Here is a 19,351-nt window from a genome sequence, read left to right on the forward strand (position 1 = left end):
GAGGGGCGGTACGGCTCGCGCGAGCCGTACCGCCCCTCAGGCGTTGTGCGGGGACCGGCGGTCAGGTGGCCTCGCCGGAAGAGGACTCAGTGGCCGCCGGAAGAGGCCTCAGAGGGCGTAGGAGTGGCCGAGGGCGTCGGGGCGGGGGTGGCGCCCGGCGGCATCGGGTAGGCGGTGTACTCGCGGCTACGGGTCACCACGGGCACGGTCAGGTCGACCTCGCCGGCGGTGGCGAAGCGCAGCTTGATGCGGGCGCTCTCGCCGCCTCGCAGCGCCTTGGTCAGACCGGTGATCATCAACTGCGGCGTGGGCTTGCCGGTGTCGACGAGCTTGCCGGCCGGGAGCTGCACCGGGGCGGTCACCTTGATGGTGCCGAGGTCGCTGGCGGCGTCCTGGAGCGTGTCGCCCGCGTAGGAGAGCAGGTTCAGGTAGAGCGGCGCGGAACCGCCCTGGGTGAGCTGCGCGCCGGAGTCGGGGCCGAGGACGAAGGCCTGCGGGATGCTCAGGCCGCGCGAGCCGTACGCGCTGCCGTCGGCCTCGATGAGGGCGGCGCCTTCGACCGGCTGGTACGGCTTGTTGGTGTTGGCATCGAATCCGGCGGAACAGCCGGCCAGAACCGGGGCTGCCAGGAACGCGGCGGCGGCGATAATCCAGCGTCGGCTGGTCACGGACTCTCCTTACCATGGAGCGGAGTTGGCACCGCCAACCTTATCCATGAGATCCCATGGTCATTTACGCGCCCCTGCAGGTCATTAGCTATGCCAGCCTTTGCGATTCATAGAGTTGTAGGCTTGTCAAGCCCTAATATGCGGCTTTGACCTGCAGTTATGGTGATTTCACTGTTCCGGGAGACTCTGGATGCGTGGTACCCTGGAGTACAGCGGAAGGGGTACTTGTCACATGACTTTCCAGGTCGGCGACACAGTCGTCTACCCCCACCATGGGGCTGCTCGGATCGAAGAAATCACGACCCGAACCATCAAGGGTGTGGAAAAGACCTACCTGGTGCTCAAGGTCGACAAGGGCGACCTTACCGTCCAGGTGCCAGCGGAGAACGCAGAACTCGTCGGTGTGCGCGACGTTGTGGGCCAGGAAGGCCTTGAGCGCGTTTTCGACGTCCTGCGCATGCCTCACACCGAGGAACCGACCAACTGGTCGCGTCGTTACAAGGCCAACCTTGAGAAGCTGGCTTCGGGTGACGTCAACAAGGTCGCCGAGGTGGTTCGCGACCTTTGGCGGAGGGACCGTGAGCGCGGTCTTTCTGCGGGCGAGAAGCGCATGCTGGCTAAGGCACGGCAGATACTGGTAAGCGAGCTCGCGCTCGCCGAGAAGACGAACGAGGATAAGGCGGAAGCGCTTCTCGACGAGGTGCTGAACTCCTGAACGCGAACTTTCCACGGGTGGGCGTCGGTGTCGACGTCCACCCGTTCGCATCTGGGCGTCAACTGCACCTCGCCGGCCTGCACTGGCCGGACGAGACCGGCCTCGAAGGCCACTCCGACGCCGACGTCGTCTGCCACGCGATCTGCAACGCGTTGCTGTCCGCGTCCGGTCTCGGCGACCTGGGCGCGGTCTTCGGCACGTCCGACCCGCGCTGGGCGGGCGCTTCAGGCGCGGACCTGGTCGAGGAGGCCGTCCGCCTCGTCGGCGAGGCCGGCTTCCTGATCGGCAACGTGGCGGTCCAGGTGGTCGGTAACCGGCCCAAGCTGGCTCCCCGGCGCCAGGAGGCCGAGAAGGTCCTCTCGGAGCTCGTGGGGGCCCCTGTGAGCCTCAGCGCGGCCACCACCGACGGGCTCGGCTTCACCGGGCGCGGCGAGGGCCTCGGCGCGATCGCGACCGCACTCGTGGTGAACCGAACCGCCGACTAGCGCGTCTTCTTTGCGGGATGCGTGAGGGTGTCCCGGCGGGCGGTGCCGTAAAGCCCGCCGAGTACGGGGACGGCGGTTCGTCACTGGCGCGGTACGAGCCGCCGTCCCTGCTTTTCCCGGAGAGCGGCATGAGCCGCCGTCCCTGCTTTCGCGGATAATCGCAGGTGAGGCCGGGTAGATCTCTCCTCAGAGGGGGGATTCACATGATCGGTTCCATCATCTGGGCCATCGTCTTCGGCATCGTCATCGGTGCGATCGGCCGGCTCATCGTGCCCGGCAAGCAGAACATCTCGATCGGGATGACCTGGCTCGTCGGCATCGTCGCGGCTCTGCTCGGCACGCTCGTGGCCTATTTGCTGGGCCTGTCCGACACGCGTGGCATCAACTGGTGGGAACACATCATCCAGGTGCTGTTCGCCGTGGTGGGAGTGTGGCTCGTGGTGTCACGGGGATCCGGGACGCGAGGCGCACGTCCTACCGCCTGAGCTGCGCGTTCGTAAAGAACGCGCATAAAAGTGTGGCACGGGGTATGTCGCTCGCCGGGAGAGTGAAGGTGTCACTTTCGCGGGGAGGTTTCATGACCATCCAATCCATTCTCGGTGCGATCGTCATCGGTGCCGTGATCGGTGCCATCGGGCGCCTGCTGCTTCCTGGCAAGCAGGCCATCGGGTGGATCCTGACCATCGTCGTCGGCATCGTCGCCGCGCTGATCGGAACGGCTATCGCCCAGGTCATGAACGTCGAGACGACGGCTGGGATCGACTGGATCGAACTGGTCATGCAGGTCGTCCTGGCGGTTGTCGGTGTCGGCCTGGTGGCCGGCCTGCGGCGCGGTCGAAGCAGCAGGCTGTGACACCCATGACCTTGTGACGGAACGCAGAAGGCAGGGCGCCCTTGGCTGGGGTGCCCTGCCTTCGTTGTTGTGTCCTGCCTATTCGGCGTCCTCGTCCTCCGGTGGGAGGGGGGTGCTGCGGCGCCTGCCCGAGGGGGCCTCGCCGTACGGCTGCCGCCGCCCGTGCGGGGGATCGGCGGCCTCGGGGCCGTGCTCGGGGTCGGGGTTGTCCTTGAACACCCGGACCGGCTGGGTGTCGGCGTCGCGCTCGCTCACCGTCTCGGGGCGGGGGTGGACCAGGACGTCGCTGGGCTCGGGCCTGGTCAGGTCGCCCCAGCGGACGGGGCGACGCTCTTCGGGTGGTTCGGCGGGTGGTTCGGCGGGCGTCTTTGCGGGCTCGGCTGTTACGGCGGGTTCCCGGTTTTCGGCGGGTTCGCGCTTTTCGGCTGGCTCCGGGAGTTCGGCGGGCTCGTGCACCGGCTCCCGCGTTTCGGCGGCCTCGCCGATTTCGGTGGCGTCGCGGTCTTCGGAGGGCGCGGGTGTCTCCGGCGTGTCGGCTGGCTCGGAGCGCTCCAACTCGTGGTCCGCCGCCACCTGGGGCCGAGCAGGCTGGTCCCGGAGGTCTGGAACCTCTTCCCGATCCTCCGGAGCCTCCCGAGGTTCGGGAACGGTCGCCGGGACGAAGACCGGCAGCGGCTCGGTCCGAGCCGTCTCCTTGACGATGGGCAGCGGCGGCGTCTCAGGCGCGGGTGTGGGGCCGACAACCGGGGTGGGCTCGTGTTCGGTGACCTCGAGCTCCTCCCCATCCGCCGGAAGCGGAGGCGGCGCCGCGGCGTCCCGCCGGAACGGCACGAGGTCCTGCTCCGCCGTACTCCTGGAGTCGGCCCGCCGCTCCTGCACATGCTTGATCAGCACGAGCCACATCCACAACGCCACCGCCAGCATGACCCAGGGCGCGACCGCGGCGACGATCGCCGCCTGCCGTACGTCCACCTGGAAACCGGTGGCCGACGCGACGTTGACGACGGCGGCGCCCACGATCAGGAGCACCAGCACGAGCGCGGCCTGGAGCCGCGCGAGCAGCCCCCCCGAGGTCAGCAGGAGCACGCTGACCAGGGCGACGACCAGGAGTGCGTCGAAACCGACCGGGTAGAGAAAGGCTAGTTCGGGGCTGACCCGCGCCTGGAGGGCGAGGTCGCGCAGGTCGTGGAAGGACAGCGCGCAGGCGGTCGCGGTGAGCGCGGCGACGCCGAGCCCGGCGAGGGCCACGCCGAGCCGGCGCAGGGTGGAGGGGGGAGTCACGTCCATGGCGTTTCGAGCCTACAGAAGAATGAGACGTGAAACCGATCAAGGGGAGATGAGATGACCGAGCTGCCCGAGGGCGTGCGGAAGCTGTACGACGCGCCGAACTACGCGACGGTGACCAGCCTCAACCCGGACGGCGGACCCCAGTCCACCGTGGTGTGGGTCAGGACGGACGGGAACGACATCCTGTTCTCGACGGTCAAGGGGCGGCGCAAGCACCGCAACTATCTTCGCGACCCCCGGACCACGCTGCTGGTCATCGACCCGGAGAACCCGTACGTCTACGCGGAGGTCCGTGGCACGGTGACCATGGAGGACGACCCCACCGGGGACCTGATCCAGGAGCTCTCGCGGCAGTACACCGGCCAGCCGTGGCAGGAGCCGGAGGGGAACGAGCGGGTAGTCGTTCGTGTACATCCGGACAAGGTGCTTCTGCGGGGCTGATAAACAACGTGAGACAAGCCCGGAGGCGTTAGCCTTGCCTACGTGAGCCTGCGCCTTTACGACACCAGCACCCGCACCGTTCGCGAGTTCGTCCCGCTCCAGGCGGGACATGTGTCGATCTACCTGTGTGGGGCGACCGTGCAGGCTCCTCCGCACATCGGGCACATCCGCTCGGGCGTCAACTTCGACGTGCTCCGCCGTTGGCTGCTGCGGAACGGCTACGACGTGACGTTCTGCCGCAACGTCACCGACATCGACGACAAGATCATCCGCGTGGCCGCCGCGGACCAGGTCCCCTGGTTCGTGGTGGCCGAACGCAACCAGCGCGCCTTCACCTGGGCCTACGACCAGCTCGGCTGCCTGCCGCCCACCGTCGAACCCCGCGCCACCGGCCACGTGCCCGAGATGATCACGCTCATGGAGCGGCTCATCGAGCGCGGCCACGCCTACGCCTCCGGCGGCGACGTCTACTTCAGCGTCAGCTCCTGGTCCTCGGAGTACGGCAAGCTCTCCAACCAGAAGCTGGAGAACATGCGCGCCGCGGGCGACACCGACGACGAGTCGTGCAAGCGCGACCCGCGCGACTTCGCGCTCTGGAAGGGCGAGAAGCCCGGCGAGCCCACCTGGCCGACCCCTTGGGGCCCCGGCCGGCCCGGCTGGCACCTGGAGTGCTCGGCCATGGTGACCAAGTACCTCGGCCCCACCTTCGACATCCACGGCGGCGGCCTCGACCTCGTCTTCCCGCACCACGAGAACGAGCTGGCCCAGTCCCAGGCGGCCGGCGACGCCTTCGCCCGCTACTGGATGCACAACGGCATGCTCAAGATCGGCTCGGAGAAGATGAGCAAGTCGCTCGGCAACTCCCTGCTCATCCCCGACCTGCTGCAGAAGGTCCGCCCGGTCGAGCTGCGCTACTACCTGGCCACGCCGCACTACCGCTCCTCGATCGACTTCTCCGAGGACTCGCTGCTGGAGGCGGCCGCCGCCTACCAGCGCATCGAGGGTTTCGTCACCCGCGCCGCCGAGGTCATCCACGACGTCGACGCCGACGCCCCGCTGCCCCAGGCCTTCAGCGACGCGCTCGACGACGACCTGAGCACCCCGCAGGCCGTCGCCGTCATCCACGAGGTCGTCCGTGAGGGCAACGTCGCGCTGGGCCGGGGCGGCAAGGAGGCCGTCGCGCGGCTGCTGGCCGAGACCCAGAACATGCTCGACGTCCTGGGCCTCGACCCCCGCTCCCCGCAGTGGCGTACGGCTGGCACCGACCTCACGCCCGTGGTGGACGCCCTGGTCAAGGTCGCCCTTGAGCAGCGCGCCGCTGCCCGGGCCCGCAAGGACTACGCCGCCGCGGACGCCATCCGCGACTCCCTCACCGCGGCGGGCATCACCGTCGAGGACACCCCGCACGGCGCCCGCTGGGAACTCTCCCGCTGACGTCGCGCTCCCTTGATGTACGGCGAGACGGCCCCGCGTAGGGCAGCGGCCACCCCTCGCCGTCGTCCCGGTATGGGGCGAGTCGGATCTGAGGCGCTAGTACCCTGGATGCATGAGGAAACGGGGACCGCTCAAGGGCAGCGGCGGAAAAGTACGTCGCGGCCTGGCCGGCAAGGGCGCGACCCCGCCCGCCGAGGCGCGTCACTGGTACAAGGACAAGGCCAGGGCCGAACGCCTGGCCCGCGAGGAGCGCACCGGCGGCGCCTCACCCTCGCCGCGCCCGGCCCCCCGCCAGCGCCGCTCCGAGGACTCCCCGGAGTACATCGGCGGCCGTAACCCCGTCCTGGAAGCCCTCCAGGCCGGCGTCCCGGCCTCCGCCCTCTACGTCGCCACGCGTATGGAAGCCGACGACCGCGTCCGCTCCTCCCTGCGCGTCGCCGCCGAGACCGGCCTGGCCGTGCTCGAAGTCAGCCGCGACAAGCTCGACCGCCTCACCGAGGGGGCCGTGCACCAGGGCATCGCCCTGCAGATCCCGGCCTACGACTACGCGCACCCCAGCGAGCTCATCGAGATCGCCCAGGACGCCGCCGAGGTCCCGCTCATCGTCGCCCTCGACGGCGTCACCGACCCGCGTAACCTCGGCGCCATCGCCCGTTCCGCCACCGCCTTCGGCGCCCACGGCCTGCTCGTCCCCTCCCGTCGTGCCGCCGGCGTCACCGGCGGCGCCTGGAAGACCTCGGCCGGCACCCTCGCCACCATGCGCGTCGCCCGAGCCTCCAACCTCACCGCCGCCCTCCGTGAGTACCGTGACGCCGGCCTCTTCGTCGTCGGCCTCGACGGCGGCGCCGACGCCACCGACCTCGCCGACGTCACCCTCCTCGAGGAGCCGTTGGTCGTCATCGTCGGCTCCGAGGGCAAGGGCCTGTCCCGCCTCGTCCGCGAACAGTGCGACGCCCTGGCCCGTATCCCCATGCAGGCCGCCGCCGAGTCCCTCAACGCCGGCGTCGCAGCGGGCATCGCGTTGTACGAGGTCGCTCGTCAGCGACGACGCTGAGCGTCTAGACTGGGTGGCTGTGCCGACTTAGCTCAATCGGTAGAGCATCTGTCTTGTAAACAGAAGGTCAGGGGTTCGATTCCCCTAGTCGGCTCTGCTGCTCAAAGGCCCTTCCTGGAGATCCGGGAGGGCCTTTGTGATCTCCGTACAGCAACACCCGCTCCAATGCCCGGGCCGGAGGGATGGACCAGGCGCGTGAACGAGGTCTCGCTTTGTGGATGTAGGCCCCAGCAGGAGCCGGCCAAGGGCTCGGGAACGGAGCGGAAGAGCGGCAGGCCTGCATGGCCGGCAGCTCGATGTGCGAGCGCATATGGAGTCCTTGGACTCGGCTCACAGTCCGATGCGGAGCCTAAGCGCCTCGGTTGACGGCGTCTCGGGCTGATCATGGGCGGATGACGATAGTGCTGATGGTGCCGTTGCCCCAAACCGTGGTGGTCAACATCATGCGCCCGTCCAGGGACGCCATCGTGAACTCGGGCACGAAGCGTTCTGTGAACAGTCCCGCCATGTAGCTGCGCAGCAGATCCACTTCACTTCCGACGAGATCCCACGCATCGAGCAGACGCACTCGAATCCAGGCGATGTCATCGTCTCCGGTGCCAGTTTCCCAGTATTGCGCGTAGCAGACTGAGAGTAAGAACTCGCGGTCTTCATTGAAGAGGCCGTACTCGGTTGCCATCCGGAACCAGCCTGCGTTGACCTTGTCAGGCATGTTTGCATGGTCGACGTCGACTATCTCGTCTGGACGGGAATCGAACCGTCCATGCTCGGGTTCTGCACTCGCCACTGAGTATCCCGGTGGCAGGCGAGGCAAGCGGACGCTCTCTTGGTTCACACGCTTGACGAACAGCAGGCCGACTGGTGCGAGAAGATCGGCCACATCGGTATCGGTGAGCGTCACAGCCATACGGTAGCTCCCGTGGTTGGATCTTGTGAACTACGCATCTGGGGAGGATGACGACGCTTCCTGCGACGGCTGTAGGGGGCGTGCGAGCGAGGCCGTAGCCAGCGGGGTTGCACTTGCGCAAGCGGTCGATGCCATGGGGCAGGAGGAGAAGGTTCACGAAACCAGCCATGGAGTGGGTAGGACGGTTCCTTGCGGTCTCTGTCCGAGCGTGAGCCGTGACCGGAAGCGGGGCCAGGCTTCCGCGTCCATTCCTACCTATTCGTCGCTGGCCCGGTGGCCTGTCCCGGAGAGGACGTGAGCGAAGTGCGGCACTTCCGGCGGGAGTGGGACGAGTGCCGCGACGATGAGAATGCGAGCTGGGGCACGTCCACGTAATATCTAGCGCTCGACGACGAGGGGGACGCATGCGTCCAAGCTGAGGCCTACGCCGACGGCACAGTGACCGCCTACGACATCGAGCACGTGGAGAACTCCTATGGCGGCCTGACGTACGCTCAGCTTGATCTCGAGGAGTTCGCTGCGTACTACGAGGGTGCGAGACGGCCGGAGCACCTGGACCCAGCGAAGGGCGGGAACGCAGGTCGACATCACCCTGTATCACCGGTTCAGGTGATCTATGAGCTGATGAACGGGGACGCTACCTTGCTGTGGGTGACGTTCGTGAACATCACCCACAGCAGGGGCAACGAACCGTATCCGTGTCCGTGCTGTGGGTTGCTCACTCTCGACGAGCAGGGCATGCACGAGATCTGCCCTGTGTGCTTCTGGGAGGATGACGGGCAGGGCGACCATGACGCTGACGAGATTCGTGGTGGTCCCAACCGCGGGTTGAGTCTTACCCGGGGGCGACGAAACCTCGCTGCGTTCGGTGCGAGCCACAAGCGGGATGTCGGCAAGACCCGCGATCCGCTCCCGCACGAGTACGCGATAAAATGATCTTGCTAACAATAGGCCTGAACGGCCGGTTAACCATGGACCGCGAGATCCCGTAGAGCCTGATTGGCCAGGACCGGAGAGCAGCGGTGGACGGTCCTGGAAGGCTCCATTCGGCTGGTGGATGGGAGGTCAGGGATTCGATTCCGCTAGTCGACTCCATGCCAGCGCCCTATGTGGAGACCATTCGGGTGAGGCCTGACGCTTCTCTAGGCAATGATCTTCCTCTGCGGGCTCTGTTATTCCTCGGCCGCTTCTGCGGGCGAGTCTCTCCTCCTGGGGTGGTGAGGTGAAGCCCCGCACTTCTCCTCCGGAGGGCAGGCGGGGCTACTGACTTGCCCCGAGGCTTGCGTTTCGGCAGCATGATCGTCCTAGCAACGGAGGGTGAGATGGCCACATCCCGCAAGCTGGTCATCTTCGGACTCACGCTGGCGCTTCTGGTCTATGGGGTGCTGTCGGTCGTTTACGGGGTGACGCTCGCACCATCAGGACGAAGTGAAACGAGTGAACCCGAACCTTTTTCCTGAGTTACGAGCTGTCGGCGAGGTCGTCTCTGAGTCCAGCACGGAGGGCCACCTCAAAGACAATTTCTACATCGAGTTCGTGACCATCGTGACGCACATCGACGGGGCAGGCGTCGATGTCGCCGAGGAGGCTGCGGACCGCCTAGGCCCAAGTGGGTGGTGCGTCTGGGACGCTCTCGATCAGGGGATCAAGTTGCAGTCGCCCAAGTGGCCTGGCGCCTTTGTCACGGTGGAGCAGCTCGGAGTGTCCCAGAACACAGATCAAGACCTGCGGGAGGCTGCGGCGACGTCGGGTCTGCCAGTAGGCGAGCTTGTGTCAATCACGATCCAGTGATGATGACCCTGCGCCGGATGCGGTGAGGGCGTGAACCGCAAGCCAATCCGTGTTCTGGGCGCCATTCTGGAGCGGATTCGGAACGAGCAGGTCTGTTACCTCGCTGCCAGCCCGCGACGGTGCGGCCCCTCGAGTCGACGCTGGAAGTGCTCTTCCCCAATGAGAGACGGGCGGCTGCTAACGGGCGCGAGGCCCGGCGTAGGAGCGCTGGGTTGACCCGACGAAGGCCAGGGCCGCTCCGCAAGAGGGACGGGCGTTTTCGTCTGGCAGTCGGTCACGTGAGAGGACCAGGCGGTGACCTATTCGGAGGGTCCTCCCAGCCGCCAGTCCTCTTGGGAGCGACAGGGATGGCGCTCAGCCCGTCTTGCCCGAGGGGCCGTGGCATAGATCAAAAATCGCCACTGAAGCGACGCCCCGGACCGGCTCGATCGAGTGGCTCCGCAGCGGGACTTCGACGCAGCCAGCCGGCGGGCCAGCAGATGAATGAGCGCGAGACGCGCTTCGTTGTGCCAGCCCGCGCTTGAGCGGATGGTTCCTGCTCTGGGCCTTCGTCCGTCGGGTTCAGGGGATGGGGCGCACGAGGGTCCGCAGGGTGTCGTGGAGTTCGGTTGGGCAGGGGATGTGGCGGTTGCCGGTGGGGTGGAGGAGGCCGGCCTGTTCGGCGGTGTACAGGGCGGTGAGTTCGGCGGCGAGGGCGGGTGGGAGGCCGCTGTCGATCAGGAGGGTGGTCCAGTCGGACTCCGGGATGGGGAGGACTTCGAGGGGTTTGCCGAGGAGGGCGGAGAGTTCCTTGGCGACCTGGCGTTCGGTGTAGTGAGGGGGTCCAGGGCGAGGATGTCGTCGGCGGGAGAAGGAGTGGTGAGGGCGGCGGCGACGATACGGCCGATGTCGCGGGTGGCGACCATGGGGATGGGGTGGTCGGCGGAGTCGGCGAAGACGGGGTAGATGCCGAGGTCGCGGGCGGTGTCGAGGAGAGTCTCGACCTTTTCCTGGAAGTGGGGGGCGCGGATGGCGGTCAGGGTGACGCCGGTGCGCCGGAGCTGGGTTTCCAGGTGGTGGAGCCAGCGGATGGGGCCGGTGCCGTCGGGGAGTTCGGCGCCGATGGAGGAGAGCATGACGACGTACGGCACGCCGCTGTCAGCAACGGCGCCGGCGATGGAGTCGGCGAGGTGGCGGTGGCCGGCGTCGGGGTCGGGGAAGGACGGGTCGGTGGGCAGCATGACGAAGGCGGCACGGCAGCCGCGGAAGGCGGCGGTGAGGGCGGTCCGGTCGGCGAAGTCGGCGAAGGCGATCTGGGCGCCGGCCTGAGTCCAGGCTTCGGCCTTGGCGGCGGTGCGGATGATGGCGCGGACGGGTTCGCCGTGGGCGAGGAGTTCGCGGGCGGCTGCGCCGCCGACGTGGCCGGTCACTCCGGTGATGGCGTACATGGGGTGCCTCCGGTATGAGGGGTCTGGGTGATGTGGACCCAGAACTTCCCCTGGTATGAGGGTCTGGGTGGTGCGCACCGAGGACTCCGTCCGGTATGAGGGGTCTGGGTGGTGCGGACCGAGGACTCTGTCCGGTATGAGGGGTCTGGGTGGTGCGCGCCCAGGACTCCGTCCGGTATGAGGGGCGGAGTGGTGTGCCCCTGCGTTCCCTCCGGTGCGAGGGGTCTGGATGCACCACCCAGCACTCCCTCTGGTGCAAGGGCCTGGGTGTACACCACCCAGCACTCCCTCTGGTGCAAGGGCCTGGGTGTACACCACCCAGCACTCCCTCTGGTGCAAGGGCCTGGGTGTACACCACCCCGAACTCCCTCAGGTCCAAGGGGTCTGGGTGGTCTGTATCCCAGTGAACGCGGCCCGGCGTAGACGATCCATATTTCGTCCGCTCGATTGCATGTCTGTGCGTCTACACTGGCGGCGTGGACCCGCTGGCTGACCTGCTCGATGGTGTCCGTGCGCGCAGCGCGGCGTTCTGCCAGGCCGTACTGGAACCGCCGTGGTCGTTGCGGATCGCCGACGAGGCGGCGCTGGCGCTGGCGACGGTGTTGCGCGGGCACGCCTGGGTGGTGCCGGATAAAGGGGAGCCGGTGCTGATGAGGGTCGGGGACGTGACCATCGTCAAGGGGCCCGCGCCGTACACGATCTCCGACGATCCGGCGACGCCTCCGGACGTCGTGGTGAAGCCGGGCAACCGGCTGATCAGCATGGACGGCGTGGATGTGACCGAGCAGCTACGGCTGGGGCCGAGGACGAGCGGGTACAGCCCGGACGGGTCCGCGGTGGTGGCCAGCGGGACCTACCAGGTCACCGGGGAGGTGAGCGCGCGGCTGCTCAACGCGCTGCCGGAGGTCGTGCTGGTACCCCGGTCGAGCGTGCAGTCGCCGATCATGGAGCTGTTGGCGCAGGAGGTCAACGGGGAAGGGCCGGGGCAGCAGGTGGTGCTCAACCGGCTGCTGGACCTGGCGTTGATCGCGACGCTGCGGGCGTGGTTCGCCCGGCCTGAGGCGCGGGCGCCGGGCTGGTACCAGGCGCAGAGCGATCCGCTGATCGGGCCGGCGCTGCGGCTCATCCACGGTGACCCGGCGCATCCCTGGACGGTGGGGCTGCTGGCGGACAAGGTGGGGGCTTCACGGGCGGCGTTCGCAAGGCGGTTCGCCACGCTGGTGGGGGAGCCGCCGATGGCCTATCTGACCGGGTGGCGGATGGCGCTGGCGGCGGATCTGCTGCGGTCGTCGAGTGTCACCATCGATGAGGTGGCGCGGCAGGTGGGGTACGCCAATCCTTTCGCGTTGAGCGTGGCTTTCAAGCGGGTGCGGGGCATGTCGCCGAGCCGGCATCGCTCCGGCGGGTGACTCCTGGGGAGTACCGGAGGGGCCGCACCGAGCGTGCGGCCCACGCGGCCGGTAACCCCGAGAAGGCCGAGAAGGCCGATCACCCCGAGAAGGCCAGAAACGGGCCCGAAGGTCAGTGGTTGTCGTCGATGACGGTGCCGTTCTGGGCGGTGGCGTCCTTGGTGAGGGCCATGGTGAGCGGCGCCTCGGGGAAGGTCGGGATGGCCGCCAGCGCGGCGCCCATCTGCGCCCCGCTGGCCCAGTACCAGGTGTCGCTGTAGGTGCCGTCCTCCAGCTTGATCAGGAGGGTGCGGGTGAGGCCGGGGTGGCTGTCGCGGATGGTGCCGATGAGGGAGGCCCGGCGGGCGAGGAACTCCTCGAGGTCGGCCGGGGCGACGGAGTAGGTGTGGGTGCGGACGACGGACATGGAAGGCTCCTCCGTTACCAGGTGCCGGCGATCTGCCGGATCGGGGCGTTGAGACGGTTGAACAGGTTGGTGGTCGCGATCATCAGCAGGATCGCGGCGAGCTGCTGCTCGTCGAAGTGGTCGGCGGCGGCGTCCCAGACCTCGTCGGAGACGTCGGCGGGTCGCTCGGTGACGGCTTCGGCGAGGGCGAGGGCGGCGCGCTCGGCGTCGGTGTAGTACGGGGCGTCGCGCCAGGCGGCCACCAGGCCCATGCGCTCGGTGCTGACGCTGAGCTTGCCGAGCTTCTTCACTCCGGCGTCGACGCAGAAGCTGCAGCCGTTGATCTGGCTGACCCGCAGGTGGACCAGGTCCAGGAGTTCCTCGGAGACGCCCTGGCCCTGGGCGGACTTGGCCAGGCCCATGATGGGCTGCTGCGCCGCGGAGATGACGGTGGCGGGGTTCTTCATCCGTGCTTGCATCGTTTTCGCGCTCCCTGGTCGAGGTGCTGACAAGAACGAGGATGTGTGGGTGGATTGATAGATTCGCGATGCGTTGACGATGGGAGGCGAATCGTGAAGATGCAGTTCGCGCTGCTGGGGCCGGTGCAGGTGCTCGCCGACGGCGAGCCGGTCCAGGGCATGGCGCCGCGGCATCGCGCGGTGCTGGCCTACCTGCTGCTCAACGCGGGCCGGGTGATCAGCATGGAGAAGCTGATCGACGCGATGTGGGGCTACGACCAGCCGGACACCGCCCGCTCGCAGATCCACGCGGCGATGACCGCGCTGCGCAAGAAGGGCGTCGATCTCATCGAGACCCGCGCGGGCGGCTATGTCGCGCAGCCGCAGCCGGGCCAGCTCGACGTGCAGGTGTTCAACGACCTGGTCGGGAAGGGCGAGTTCCGGCAGGCGCTGGAGTTGTGGCGGGGCGACGCGCTGGCCGACGTGAGCGCCGCGTACGCGCCGGGCTCGCGGGCGTTGCTGGACGACCGGCGGCTGACCGCGCTGGAGCGGCTGATGGAGGCCGAGCTGGCCGCCGGCCGCCACCTCGACGTGCTGGACGAGCTGGCCGCCCAGGTCGTGGCCAACCCGCTGCGCGAGCGGCTGGTCGGGCACCTGGTGCTGGCCCTGCACCGCTCCGGACGGCAGGCCGACGCGCTGGCCGCGGCCCGGAGCTACCGTACGGCTCTCGCCGACGAGCAGGGCCTCGACCCCGGCCACGCCTTCACCGAGCTGGAGCGCGCCGTCCTGGCCGACGACCCGAGCCTGCGGCCCGAGCAGCCGGCCGCGACACCCGCGCCGGCCGGGAAGCCGCAGCCCAGGAAGAGCTTCCTGCCCTACGACATCCCCGACTTCGCCGGCCGTACCGGAGAACTGGACAAGCTGGTCGAGCAGAGCCGGCACCCGATCGTGACCATCGACGGCATGGCCGGCATCGGCAAGACGACGCTCGCGGTGCGGGCGGCGCACCGGCTGGCCGACCGCTACCCCGACGGCCAGCTCTTCCTCGACCTGCAGGCGGGTCGCGACCTGTTGCCGGCCGCGGCGGCGCTGGAGGCGCTGCTGCGCCAGCTCGGGCTGACCGACATCCCGGCGACCGAGGCCGAGCGCAGCGCGTTGTGGCGGGCGGAGCTGGCGCAGCGCCGCATCGTCGCGGTGCTGGACAACGCGCAGGACGCCGAGCACGTACGCCCGCTGCTGCCCGGCGTCTCCGAGAGCCTGCTGCTGATCACCAGCCGGCGACGGCTGGTCGGTCTCGACGGCGCGCACGCGTTGTCGGTCGAGGTGCTGCCGGAGAAGGACGCGCTCGCCCTCTTCGCCGGGGTCGTGGGCGAGCGGGCCGCGGCCGAGCCGGAGGCGGTCACCGAGGTGCTGGAGCTGTGCGGCTACCTGCCGCTGGCGTTGCGCATCTCCGCCGCCCGGCTGCAGCACCGGCCCCGGTGGACGGTGTCCTACCTGGCCGGCCGGCTGGCCGACGAGCGGCGGCGGCTGGCCGAGCTGTCCACCTCCGAGCGCAGCGTCGCGGCCGCCTTCACCGTCTCGTACGAGCAGCTCGGCGAGGACGAGCAGCGCATGTTCCGGCTGCTGGGCCTGGCGCCCGGCCGCGACATCGAGCCGCACGCCGCCGCCGCGCTGGCCGGTGTCTCCGTCTTCGAGGCCGAGGACCTGCTGGAGAACCTCCTCGACGCGCACATGCTCCTGCAGCGCGAGCCGGGCCGCTACACCCTGCACGACCTGCTGCGCGAGCACGCCCGCTCGCTGGCCGCCGACGACGACGCGCTGATGCGCCTGCTCGTGCACTACCTGCACCGCTCGCGCTCGGCGGTCAAGCAGCTCTTCCCGCACAGCGTGCCCGACCGGCCGCACATGCCGCCGGTGCTCACCCCGGTGGAGCCCCTGACCGGTACGGCGGAGGCCATCGGCTGGCTCGACGCCGAACGCGCCAACATCATCGCTACCGTGGTGCACGGCCCCAACGTCTGCATCAGCCACCTGGCCTTCGCGATGCGCCCCTACCTCGACCGGCAGGGCCACCACGACGACGCCCTGACCCTGCACTCCATCGCCTTGCAGCGCAGCCTCGCCCTCGGCGAGCGCGCCATGCCGCCCGGCCGGGCCCTCGCCGACCTGGCCTGGACCTACTGGCGGCGCGGCGACTACGAGCAGGCGGAGTCCTTCGCCCAGCGGGTGCTCGACACCTGCGAGGACAACGACGAGCGCTCGCTGGCTCTCAACGCGCTGGGCAACGTGGCGTGGCGTCGCCGGGAGAGCGCCAAGGCCGAGCAGTACCTCAAGCAGTCGCTCGACCTGACCCGCATCGCCGGGGACTGGTCGCGGGAGGGCTTCGTTCTGGCCGACCTCGGCCGTCTGCTCGACCAGATGGGGCGGCCGGACGAGGCTCGCCGTCACCTTGACCTGGCGCTGGCCCTGCACCGCAAGGAGGGCGACCAGCTCGGGGAGGCTCGGGTCCTCAACTACCTCGGCTCGGCGTTGCGCAAGCAGGGGCAGACCGAGCAGGCCATGGCCCGGCACCGGCAGGCCGGTGAGCTTTATCGGGCCATGGGCAACAGCAGTGACGAGGCCGCGGCCTGCAACGGGCTCGGCGAGGCGGAGCTGGCGCTCGGCGATCCCCAGCGGGCTATCGCTGAGCACACGGCCGCGCTGGGGCTGGCCGTACGCAACCGGCCCGAGCAGGCTCGTGCGCACGACGGGCTGGCTCGTGCTCACCGGCGTCTTGGGCAGGACGAGCTCGCCCGTGAGCACGGGGCGCAGGCCCTGCGGCTGTACGAGGAGCTGGGTGTTCCGGAGGCCGACGAGGTTCGCGCCTTCCTGGCCGGTCCGGCTGGACAGGAAGCCTGACCCGCTTCTCATGGCCGAGCTCCCGCAGGATCCGGCGCCGCGGTTCGGCATCCTCGGCCCCACCCGGGCGTGGGGGCCGGACGGCGCCGCGGTGCCGGTCGGGGGGCCGGCGGCGCGGGCTCTGCTCGCGTTGCTGTTGTCCCGGTTCGGTCGTCCAGTGCCACCTGAGGTCCTGATCGACGAGCTGTACGGCGAAGCCGCCCCGCCGGGGGCGGCCCACGCGCTGCAGTCGCAGGTCTCCCGGCTGCGTAAGGCATTGCCTGGAACGACCATCGAGACGGTTCCCGGCGGTTACCGCCTGGCCGTCTCCGCCGACGAGGTGGACGCGGGGCGGTTCGAGGGGCTGGCCGAGCAGGGCGCTCGGGCTCTGCGTGCGGGTGAGCATCGGGCCGCTGCTGCGCTTCTGCGCCAAGCTCTTGCGCTCTGGCGTGGGCCGGCTCTGGCCGATGCGCCGGACAGCGCGGTGGCGTCCCCTCTGGCCACCCGGCTGACCGAGCTCCGGCTGGCCGCGCTGGAGGACCGCATCGAGGCCGACCTGCGGGCGGGTGAGCACCCGGTCGCCGAGCTTCGCGAGCTGGTTGCCGGTCACCCGCTGCGTGAGCGGCTGCATGCCCTGCTGATCCGGGCGCTGGCCGCCGAGGGGCGGCCGGCTGCGGCGTTGGAGGCTTACGAGCAGGTCAGGCGGCTGCTCGTGGCGGAGCTTGGCACGGATCCCGGTCCGGAGTTGGCTGAGCTGCATCTGGCGTTGCTGCGGGCGGAGCGTCCGCGTCCCAGCGGGCCGCCCGCGCAGTTGACCAGCTTCGTCGGCCGCGACGCCGACCTCGACGCCGTCGCGCGACTGCTGAGCCAGGCCAGACTGGTCACCCTCCTCGGCCCGGGTGGCGCCGGCAAAACCCGCCTGGCCGTCGAGGCCGTCACCAGAGCCGCGGCCGAGGTCTGTTTCGTCGAGCTCGCGCCGCTGCGGGAGCCGGACGAGTTGCCCATGGCCCTGTTCACCGCCCTCGGCCTGCGGGAGCGGGGGCTGGGTGGGGTGACCGAGGCGCCGGTGGACCGGCTGGTGCACGCGCTGGCCGAACGCCCGGACACCCTCCTCGCGCTGGACAACTGCGAGCATCTGGTCGGTGCGGTGGCCGAGTTGGTGGCCCGGTTGCTGGCCGGTTGTCCGGAGTTGCGGATCCTGGCGACCAGCCGCGAGCCGCTCGGCCTCACCGGCGAGCACCTGTGGCCGGTTGGCGCGCTCGCGCCGGAGGCGGCGGTCCGGCTCTTCCACGACCGGGCCAGTGCGGTGCGCCCGGGCTTCACGGCCGATCCGGAGGAGGTCGGACGGTTGTGCGCGGCCCTCGACCGGCTGCCGCTGGCGATCGAGTTGGCCGCCGCCCGCGCCCGCACCCACGAGCTCCCCCACCTGGCCGCCCGGCTGTCGGACCGCTTCGGCCTGCTGTCGCGCGGCAGCCGTACGGCGGAGCCCCGCCACCAGACGTTGCGCGCGGTGGTCGCCTGGAGCTGGGACCTGCTGGACGAGCAGGAGCGAGCGACCGCCCGCCGGCTGACCGTCTTCGCCGGCGGCGCGACGGCGGAGGCGGCGCAAGCGGTGTGCGGAGGCTCGGACGAGGTGCTCGACTCGCTGGCCGACAAGTCGTTCGTCGAGGTGACCGGGGGCCGTTACCGCATGCTGGAGACGATCCGCGCCTTCTGCGCCGAGCGCCTGGCCGAGGCGGGCGAGACCGAGGCGGCCAGGCGGGCGCACGCGGAGCATTTCCTGGCCGAGGCCCGGCAGAGCGACCCGCCCTTACGCGGCCCCGAGCAACTGCGGGTGCTCGCCAGGCTGGCCGCCGAGCACGACAACCTGCTGGCCGCGCTGCACCGGCTGACCGAGGCCGGCCGTACGGAACAGGCGGTGCGGTTGCTGGGAGCGCTGGCGCCGTACCTGTGGATGCGCGGGATGCGCGCGGCGGTGGCCGGCCCGGCGACGGTCCTGCTGGACCGGCTCGGCGCGGACCCGGACCCCGGCCTGGGCGACGACTACGTGCTGGTCGCGCTCACCGCCGCCGCCAGCGCCGAGGGCCGGGCGGCCTGGCTGCGGCACCGGCCGGCCGCCGAGCGGCTGGTCCGGCGGCGTGACCCGGCCGCGCGCCGGGCGCTGGTCAGCCTCGCCTGGCCGATGATCAACTCGGGCGAGGGCGACCCGGCCGTCGTGCTCGCCGTCCTGGACCAGGCACATGACGGCGGCGACGCCTGGGAGCAGGGCATCTTCCACTTCGTCCGCGGCTACCCGGCGATGGCCGAGCGCGACTGGGACGCCGCCGAGCGCGAGTTCCGCCGCTCGCTCGCGGTCCTGCGCGAGGTGGGCGACCGTTGGGGCTGCACACTGGCCCTGGACGCCCTCGCCGGGCTGGCCGCGCTCCGCCGGGACTGGGACCGGGCCGTCGAGCTCACCGACGAGGCCATCACGCTCGCCGAGGAGCTCGGCGCGGACGAGGACCTGGCCGACCTGCTGTGCAGCCGGGGCGACTACCTGGCGCGCGGCGGCCGGCCCGGGGCGCGCCGCGACTACCTGCGCGCCGCCGAGACGGCCCGGCGGGCGGGCAGCCCGACGCTCGACGCCGCCGCGTTGCGCGGGCTGGCCGACCTGGCCCGCGAGGCCGGCCGGCTCGGCGAGGCCGACGAGCTCTACACGAGAGCGCTGGAGCGGTTCGACCCGCACTGGATCAGGAACGTGAGCAACCGGGTGAGCGCGCTGATCGGCAAGGGGTTGGTCACCGCCGCGCGGGGCGACCTCGCCGGGGCGCGTGCCGTACTGGTGCAGGCGGTGGAGGCCGCGACCGCGGCCGGCACGCTGCCGGAGAGCGCGCGGGCCGCGGAGGCCCTGGCCGGGCTCGCCCTGACCGGCGGCGACCCCGCCCTGGCCGCCCGGCTGCTCGGCGGGGCCACGACCCTGCGCGGCCTGGACACCGAGCCCGCGCCCGAGGTGGCCGCGACCGCCGCCGCCGCGCAGGCCGCCCTCGGCCCCGCCCGGTACGGCGAAGCCCGGGCCGAGGGCCTGCGCCTGACCCCGGCCGAGGCCCTCCGCCTGCTCGGCGCCGACCCGCGGGTCATCGACCGCCGCCGGGCCGGTGAGGTCGTGGTGAGGGAGCGGTGA

The 19,351-nt window shown here is 70.1% G+C and carries 18 protein-coding genes and 1 tRNA gene; 13 read left to right on the plus strand and 6 right to left on the minus strand.

From position 1 onward, the window contains the following. Window positions 1-86: 86 nt before the first annotated feature. The gene (locus tag AB0I67_RS00910) at window positions 87-668 is read right to left on the minus strand and encodes a copper chaperone PCu(A)C (RefSeq protein WP_357915508.1); all 582 of its coding nucleotides are present in this window, start codon (window positions 666-668) and stop codon (window positions 87-89) included. 232 nt (window positions 669-900) lie between these two features. Between AB0I67_RS00910 and AB0I67_RS00915 the strand changes: the two genes are divergently transcribed. The 4 genes from AB0I67_RS00915 (at window position 901) to AB0I67_RS00930 (ending at window position 2,721) form a co-directional block, all read left to right on the plus strand. Continuing rightward, window positions 901-1,383, plus strand: a complete 483-nt coding sequence (locus AB0I67_RS00915) for a CarD family transcriptional regulator (RefSeq protein WP_181615762.1) — start codon at window positions 901-903, stop codon at window positions 1,381-1,383. Between the two features lie 17 nt (window positions 1,384-1,400). Next, window positions 1,401-1,868, plus strand: coding sequence for a 2-C-methyl-D-erythritol 2,4-cyclodiphosphate synthase (gene ispF / locus AB0I67_RS00920; RefSeq protein WP_357915511.1), 468 nt, complete (start codon window positions 1,401-1,403; stop codon window positions 1,866-1,868). Between the two features lie 203 nt (window positions 1,869-2,071). After that, the gene (locus AB0I67_RS00925) at window positions 2,072-2,353 is read left to right on the plus strand and encodes a GlsB/YeaQ/YmgE family stress response membrane protein (RefSeq protein WP_357915514.1); all 282 of its coding nucleotides are present in this window, start codon (window positions 2,072-2,074) and stop codon (window positions 2,351-2,353) included. A 92-nt stretch (window positions 2,354-2,445) separates the two neighbouring features. Further along, complete coding sequence (locus AB0I67_RS00930; RefSeq protein WP_357915517.1) at window positions 2,446-2,721, plus strand: GlsB/YeaQ/YmgE family stress response membrane protein; 276 nt, start codon at window positions 2,446-2,448, stop codon at window positions 2,719-2,721. Window positions 2,722-2,799: 78 nt separating this feature from the next. Here the strand turns inward: AB0I67_RS00930 and AB0I67_RS00935 are convergent, their stop codons facing one another. Further along, a complete protein-coding gene (locus AB0I67_RS00935; RefSeq protein ID WP_357915520.1) occupies window positions 2,800-4,008 on the minus strand; it encodes a DUF2637 domain-containing protein in 1,209 nt (402 codons plus the stop codon). 54 nt (window positions 4,009-4,062) lie between these two features. Here AB0I67_RS00935 and AB0I67_RS00940 point away from each other — a divergent pair, with 54 nt between their 5' ends. The 4 genes from AB0I67_RS00940 (at window position 4,063) to AB0I67_RS00955 (ending at window position 7,031) form a co-directional block, all read left to right on the plus strand. Continuing rightward, a complete protein-coding gene (locus AB0I67_RS00940; protein ID WP_357915523.1) occupies window positions 4,063-4,449 on the plus strand; it encodes a PPOX class F420-dependent oxidoreductase in 387 nt (128 codons plus the stop codon). A gap of 42 nt (window positions 4,450-4,491) precedes the next feature. Further along, window positions 4,492-5,883, plus strand: a complete 1,392-nt coding sequence (gene cysS / locus AB0I67_RS00945; RefSeq protein WP_357915526.1) for a cysteine--tRNA ligase — start codon at window positions 4,492-4,494, stop codon at window positions 5,881-5,883. Window positions 5,884-5,995: 112 nt separating this feature from the next. Then, window positions 5,996-6,937, plus strand: a complete 942-nt coding sequence (gene rlmB / locus AB0I67_RS00950; protein ID WP_357915529.1) for a 23S rRNA (guanosine(2251)-2'-O)-methyltransferase RlmB — start codon at window positions 5,996-5,998, stop codon at window positions 6,935-6,937. A gap of 21 nt (window positions 6,938-6,958) precedes the next feature. Then, a tRNA-Thr gene (locus tag AB0I67_RS00955) sits at window positions 6,959-7,031 on the plus strand. Between the two features lie 288 nt (window positions 7,032-7,319). On the opposite strand, the gene AB0I67_RS00960 is transcribed toward AB0I67_RS00955, so the two are convergent. Then, complete coding sequence (locus AB0I67_RS00960; protein WP_357915532.1) at window positions 7,320-7,838, minus strand: hypothetical protein; 519 nt, start codon at window positions 7,836-7,838, stop codon at window positions 7,320-7,322. A 444-nt stretch (window positions 7,839-8,282) separates the two neighbouring features. Between AB0I67_RS00960 and AB0I67_RS00965 the strand changes: the two genes are divergently transcribed. Together AB0I67_RS00965 and AB0I67_RS00970 are read left to right on the plus strand one after the other, a co-directional pair. Continuing rightward, window positions 8,283-8,780, plus strand: coding sequence for a CPCC family cysteine-rich protein (locus AB0I67_RS00965; RefSeq protein WP_357915535.1), 498 nt, complete (start codon window positions 8,283-8,285; stop codon window positions 8,778-8,780). Window positions 8,781-9,281: 501 nt separating this feature from the next. Beyond that, complete coding sequence (locus AB0I67_RS00970) at window positions 9,282-9,635, plus strand: hypothetical protein (protein ID WP_357915538.1); 354 nt, start codon at window positions 9,282-9,284, stop codon at window positions 9,633-9,635. 716 nt (window positions 9,636-10,351) lie between these two features. On the opposite strand, the gene AB0I67_RS00975 is transcribed toward AB0I67_RS00970, so the two are convergent. Beyond that, entirely contained in the window at window positions 10,352-11,062 is a 711-nt protein-coding gene (locus tag AB0I67_RS00975) for an NAD(P)H-binding protein (RefSeq protein WP_357915541.1), read from the minus strand. A gap of 476 nt (window positions 11,063-11,538) precedes the next feature. On the opposite strand from AB0I67_RS00975, the gene AB0I67_RS00980 reads away from it, so the two are divergent. Next, window positions 11,539-12,471 (plus strand): AraC family transcriptional regulator, encoded by a 933-nt coding sequence (locus AB0I67_RS00980; RefSeq protein WP_357915544.1) that lies wholly within the window; start codon window positions 11,539-11,541, stop codon window positions 12,469-12,471. A 112-nt stretch (window positions 12,472-12,583) separates the two neighbouring features. Here the strand turns inward: AB0I67_RS00980 and AB0I67_RS00985 are convergent, their stop codons facing one another. Next, the gene (locus tag AB0I67_RS00985; protein WP_357915547.1) at window positions 12,584-12,877 is read right to left on the minus strand and encodes a hypothetical protein; all 294 of its coding nucleotides are present in this window, start codon (window positions 12,875-12,877) and stop codon (window positions 12,584-12,586) included. Window positions 12,878-12,891: 14 nt separating this feature from the next. Beyond that, complete coding sequence (locus AB0I67_RS00990) at window positions 12,892-13,335, minus strand: carboxymuconolactone decarboxylase family protein (RefSeq protein ID WP_357915550.1); 444 nt, start codon at window positions 13,333-13,335, stop codon at window positions 12,892-12,894. A 99-nt stretch (window positions 13,336-13,434) separates the two neighbouring features. On the opposite strand from AB0I67_RS00990, the gene AB0I67_RS00995 reads away from it, so the two are divergent. Together AB0I67_RS00995 and AB0I67_RS01000 are read left to right on the plus strand one after the other, a co-directional pair. Next, on the plus strand, window positions 13,435-16,212 hold the full coding sequence (locus tag AB0I67_RS00995) for a BTAD domain-containing putative transcriptional regulator (RefSeq protein WP_357918329.1): 2,778 nt from the start codon (window positions 13,435-13,437) through the stop codon (window positions 16,210-16,212). Window positions 16,213-16,222: 10 nt separating this feature from the next. Beyond that, complete coding sequence (locus AB0I67_RS01000; RefSeq protein ID WP_357915553.1) at window positions 16,223-19,351, plus strand: BTAD domain-containing putative transcriptional regulator; 3,129 nt, start codon at window positions 16,223-16,225, stop codon at window positions 19,349-19,351.

It is taken from the genome of Nonomuraea sp. NPDC050310, from assembly GCF_040655795.1.
In the GTDB taxonomy this organism is placed as follows: Bacteria; Actinomycetota; Actinomycetes; order Streptosporangiales; family Streptosporangiaceae; genus Nonomuraea.

Excerpts from the sequence above, each read along its gene's own strand:
- AB0I67_RS00915 (WP_181615762.1), top strand. The coding sequence starts at position 901 with ATGACTTTCCAGGTCGGCGACACAGTCGTCTACCCCCACCATGGGGCT.
- AB0I67_RS00925 (WP_357915514.1), top strand. The coding sequence starts at position 2,072 with ATGATCGGTTCCATCATCTGGGCCATCGTCTTCGGCATCGTCATCGGT.
- AB0I67_RS00930 (WP_357915517.1), top strand. The coding sequence starts at position 2,446 with ATGACCATCCAATCCATTCTCGGTGCGATCGTCATCGGTGCCGTGATC.
- AB0I67_RS00935 (WP_357915520.1), bottom strand. The coding sequence starts at position 4,008 with ATGGACGTGACTCCCCCCTCCACCCTGCGCCGGCTCGGCGTGGCCCTC.
- AB0I67_RS00940 (WP_357915523.1), top strand. The coding sequence starts at position 4,063 with ATGACCGAGCTGCCCGAGGGCGTGCGGAAGCTGTACGACGCGCCGAAC.
- rlmB (WP_357915529.1), top strand. The coding sequence starts at position 5,996 with ATGAGGAAACGGGGACCGCTCAAGGGCAGCGGCGGAAAAGTACGTCGC.
- AB0I67_RS00975 (WP_357915541.1), bottom strand. The coding sequence starts at position 11,062 with ATGTACGCCATCACCGGAGTGACCGGCCACGTCGGCGGCGCAGCCGCC.
- AB0I67_RS00985 (WP_357915547.1), bottom strand. The coding sequence starts at position 12,877 with ATGTCCGTCGTCCGCACCCACACCTACTCCGTCGCCCCGGCCGACCTC.
- AB0I67_RS00990 (WP_357915550.1), bottom strand. The coding sequence starts at position 13,335 with ATGCAAGCACGGATGAAGAACCCCGCCACCGTCATCTCCGCGGCGCAG.
- AB0I67_RS00995 (WP_357918329.1), top strand. The coding sequence starts at position 13,435 with ATGCAGTTCGCGCTGCTGGGGCCGGTGCAGGTGCTCGCCGACGGCGAG.
- AB0I67_RS01000 (WP_357915553.1), top strand. The coding sequence starts at position 16,223 with ATGGCCGAGCTCCCGCAGGATCCGGCGCCGCGGTTCGGCATCCTCGGC.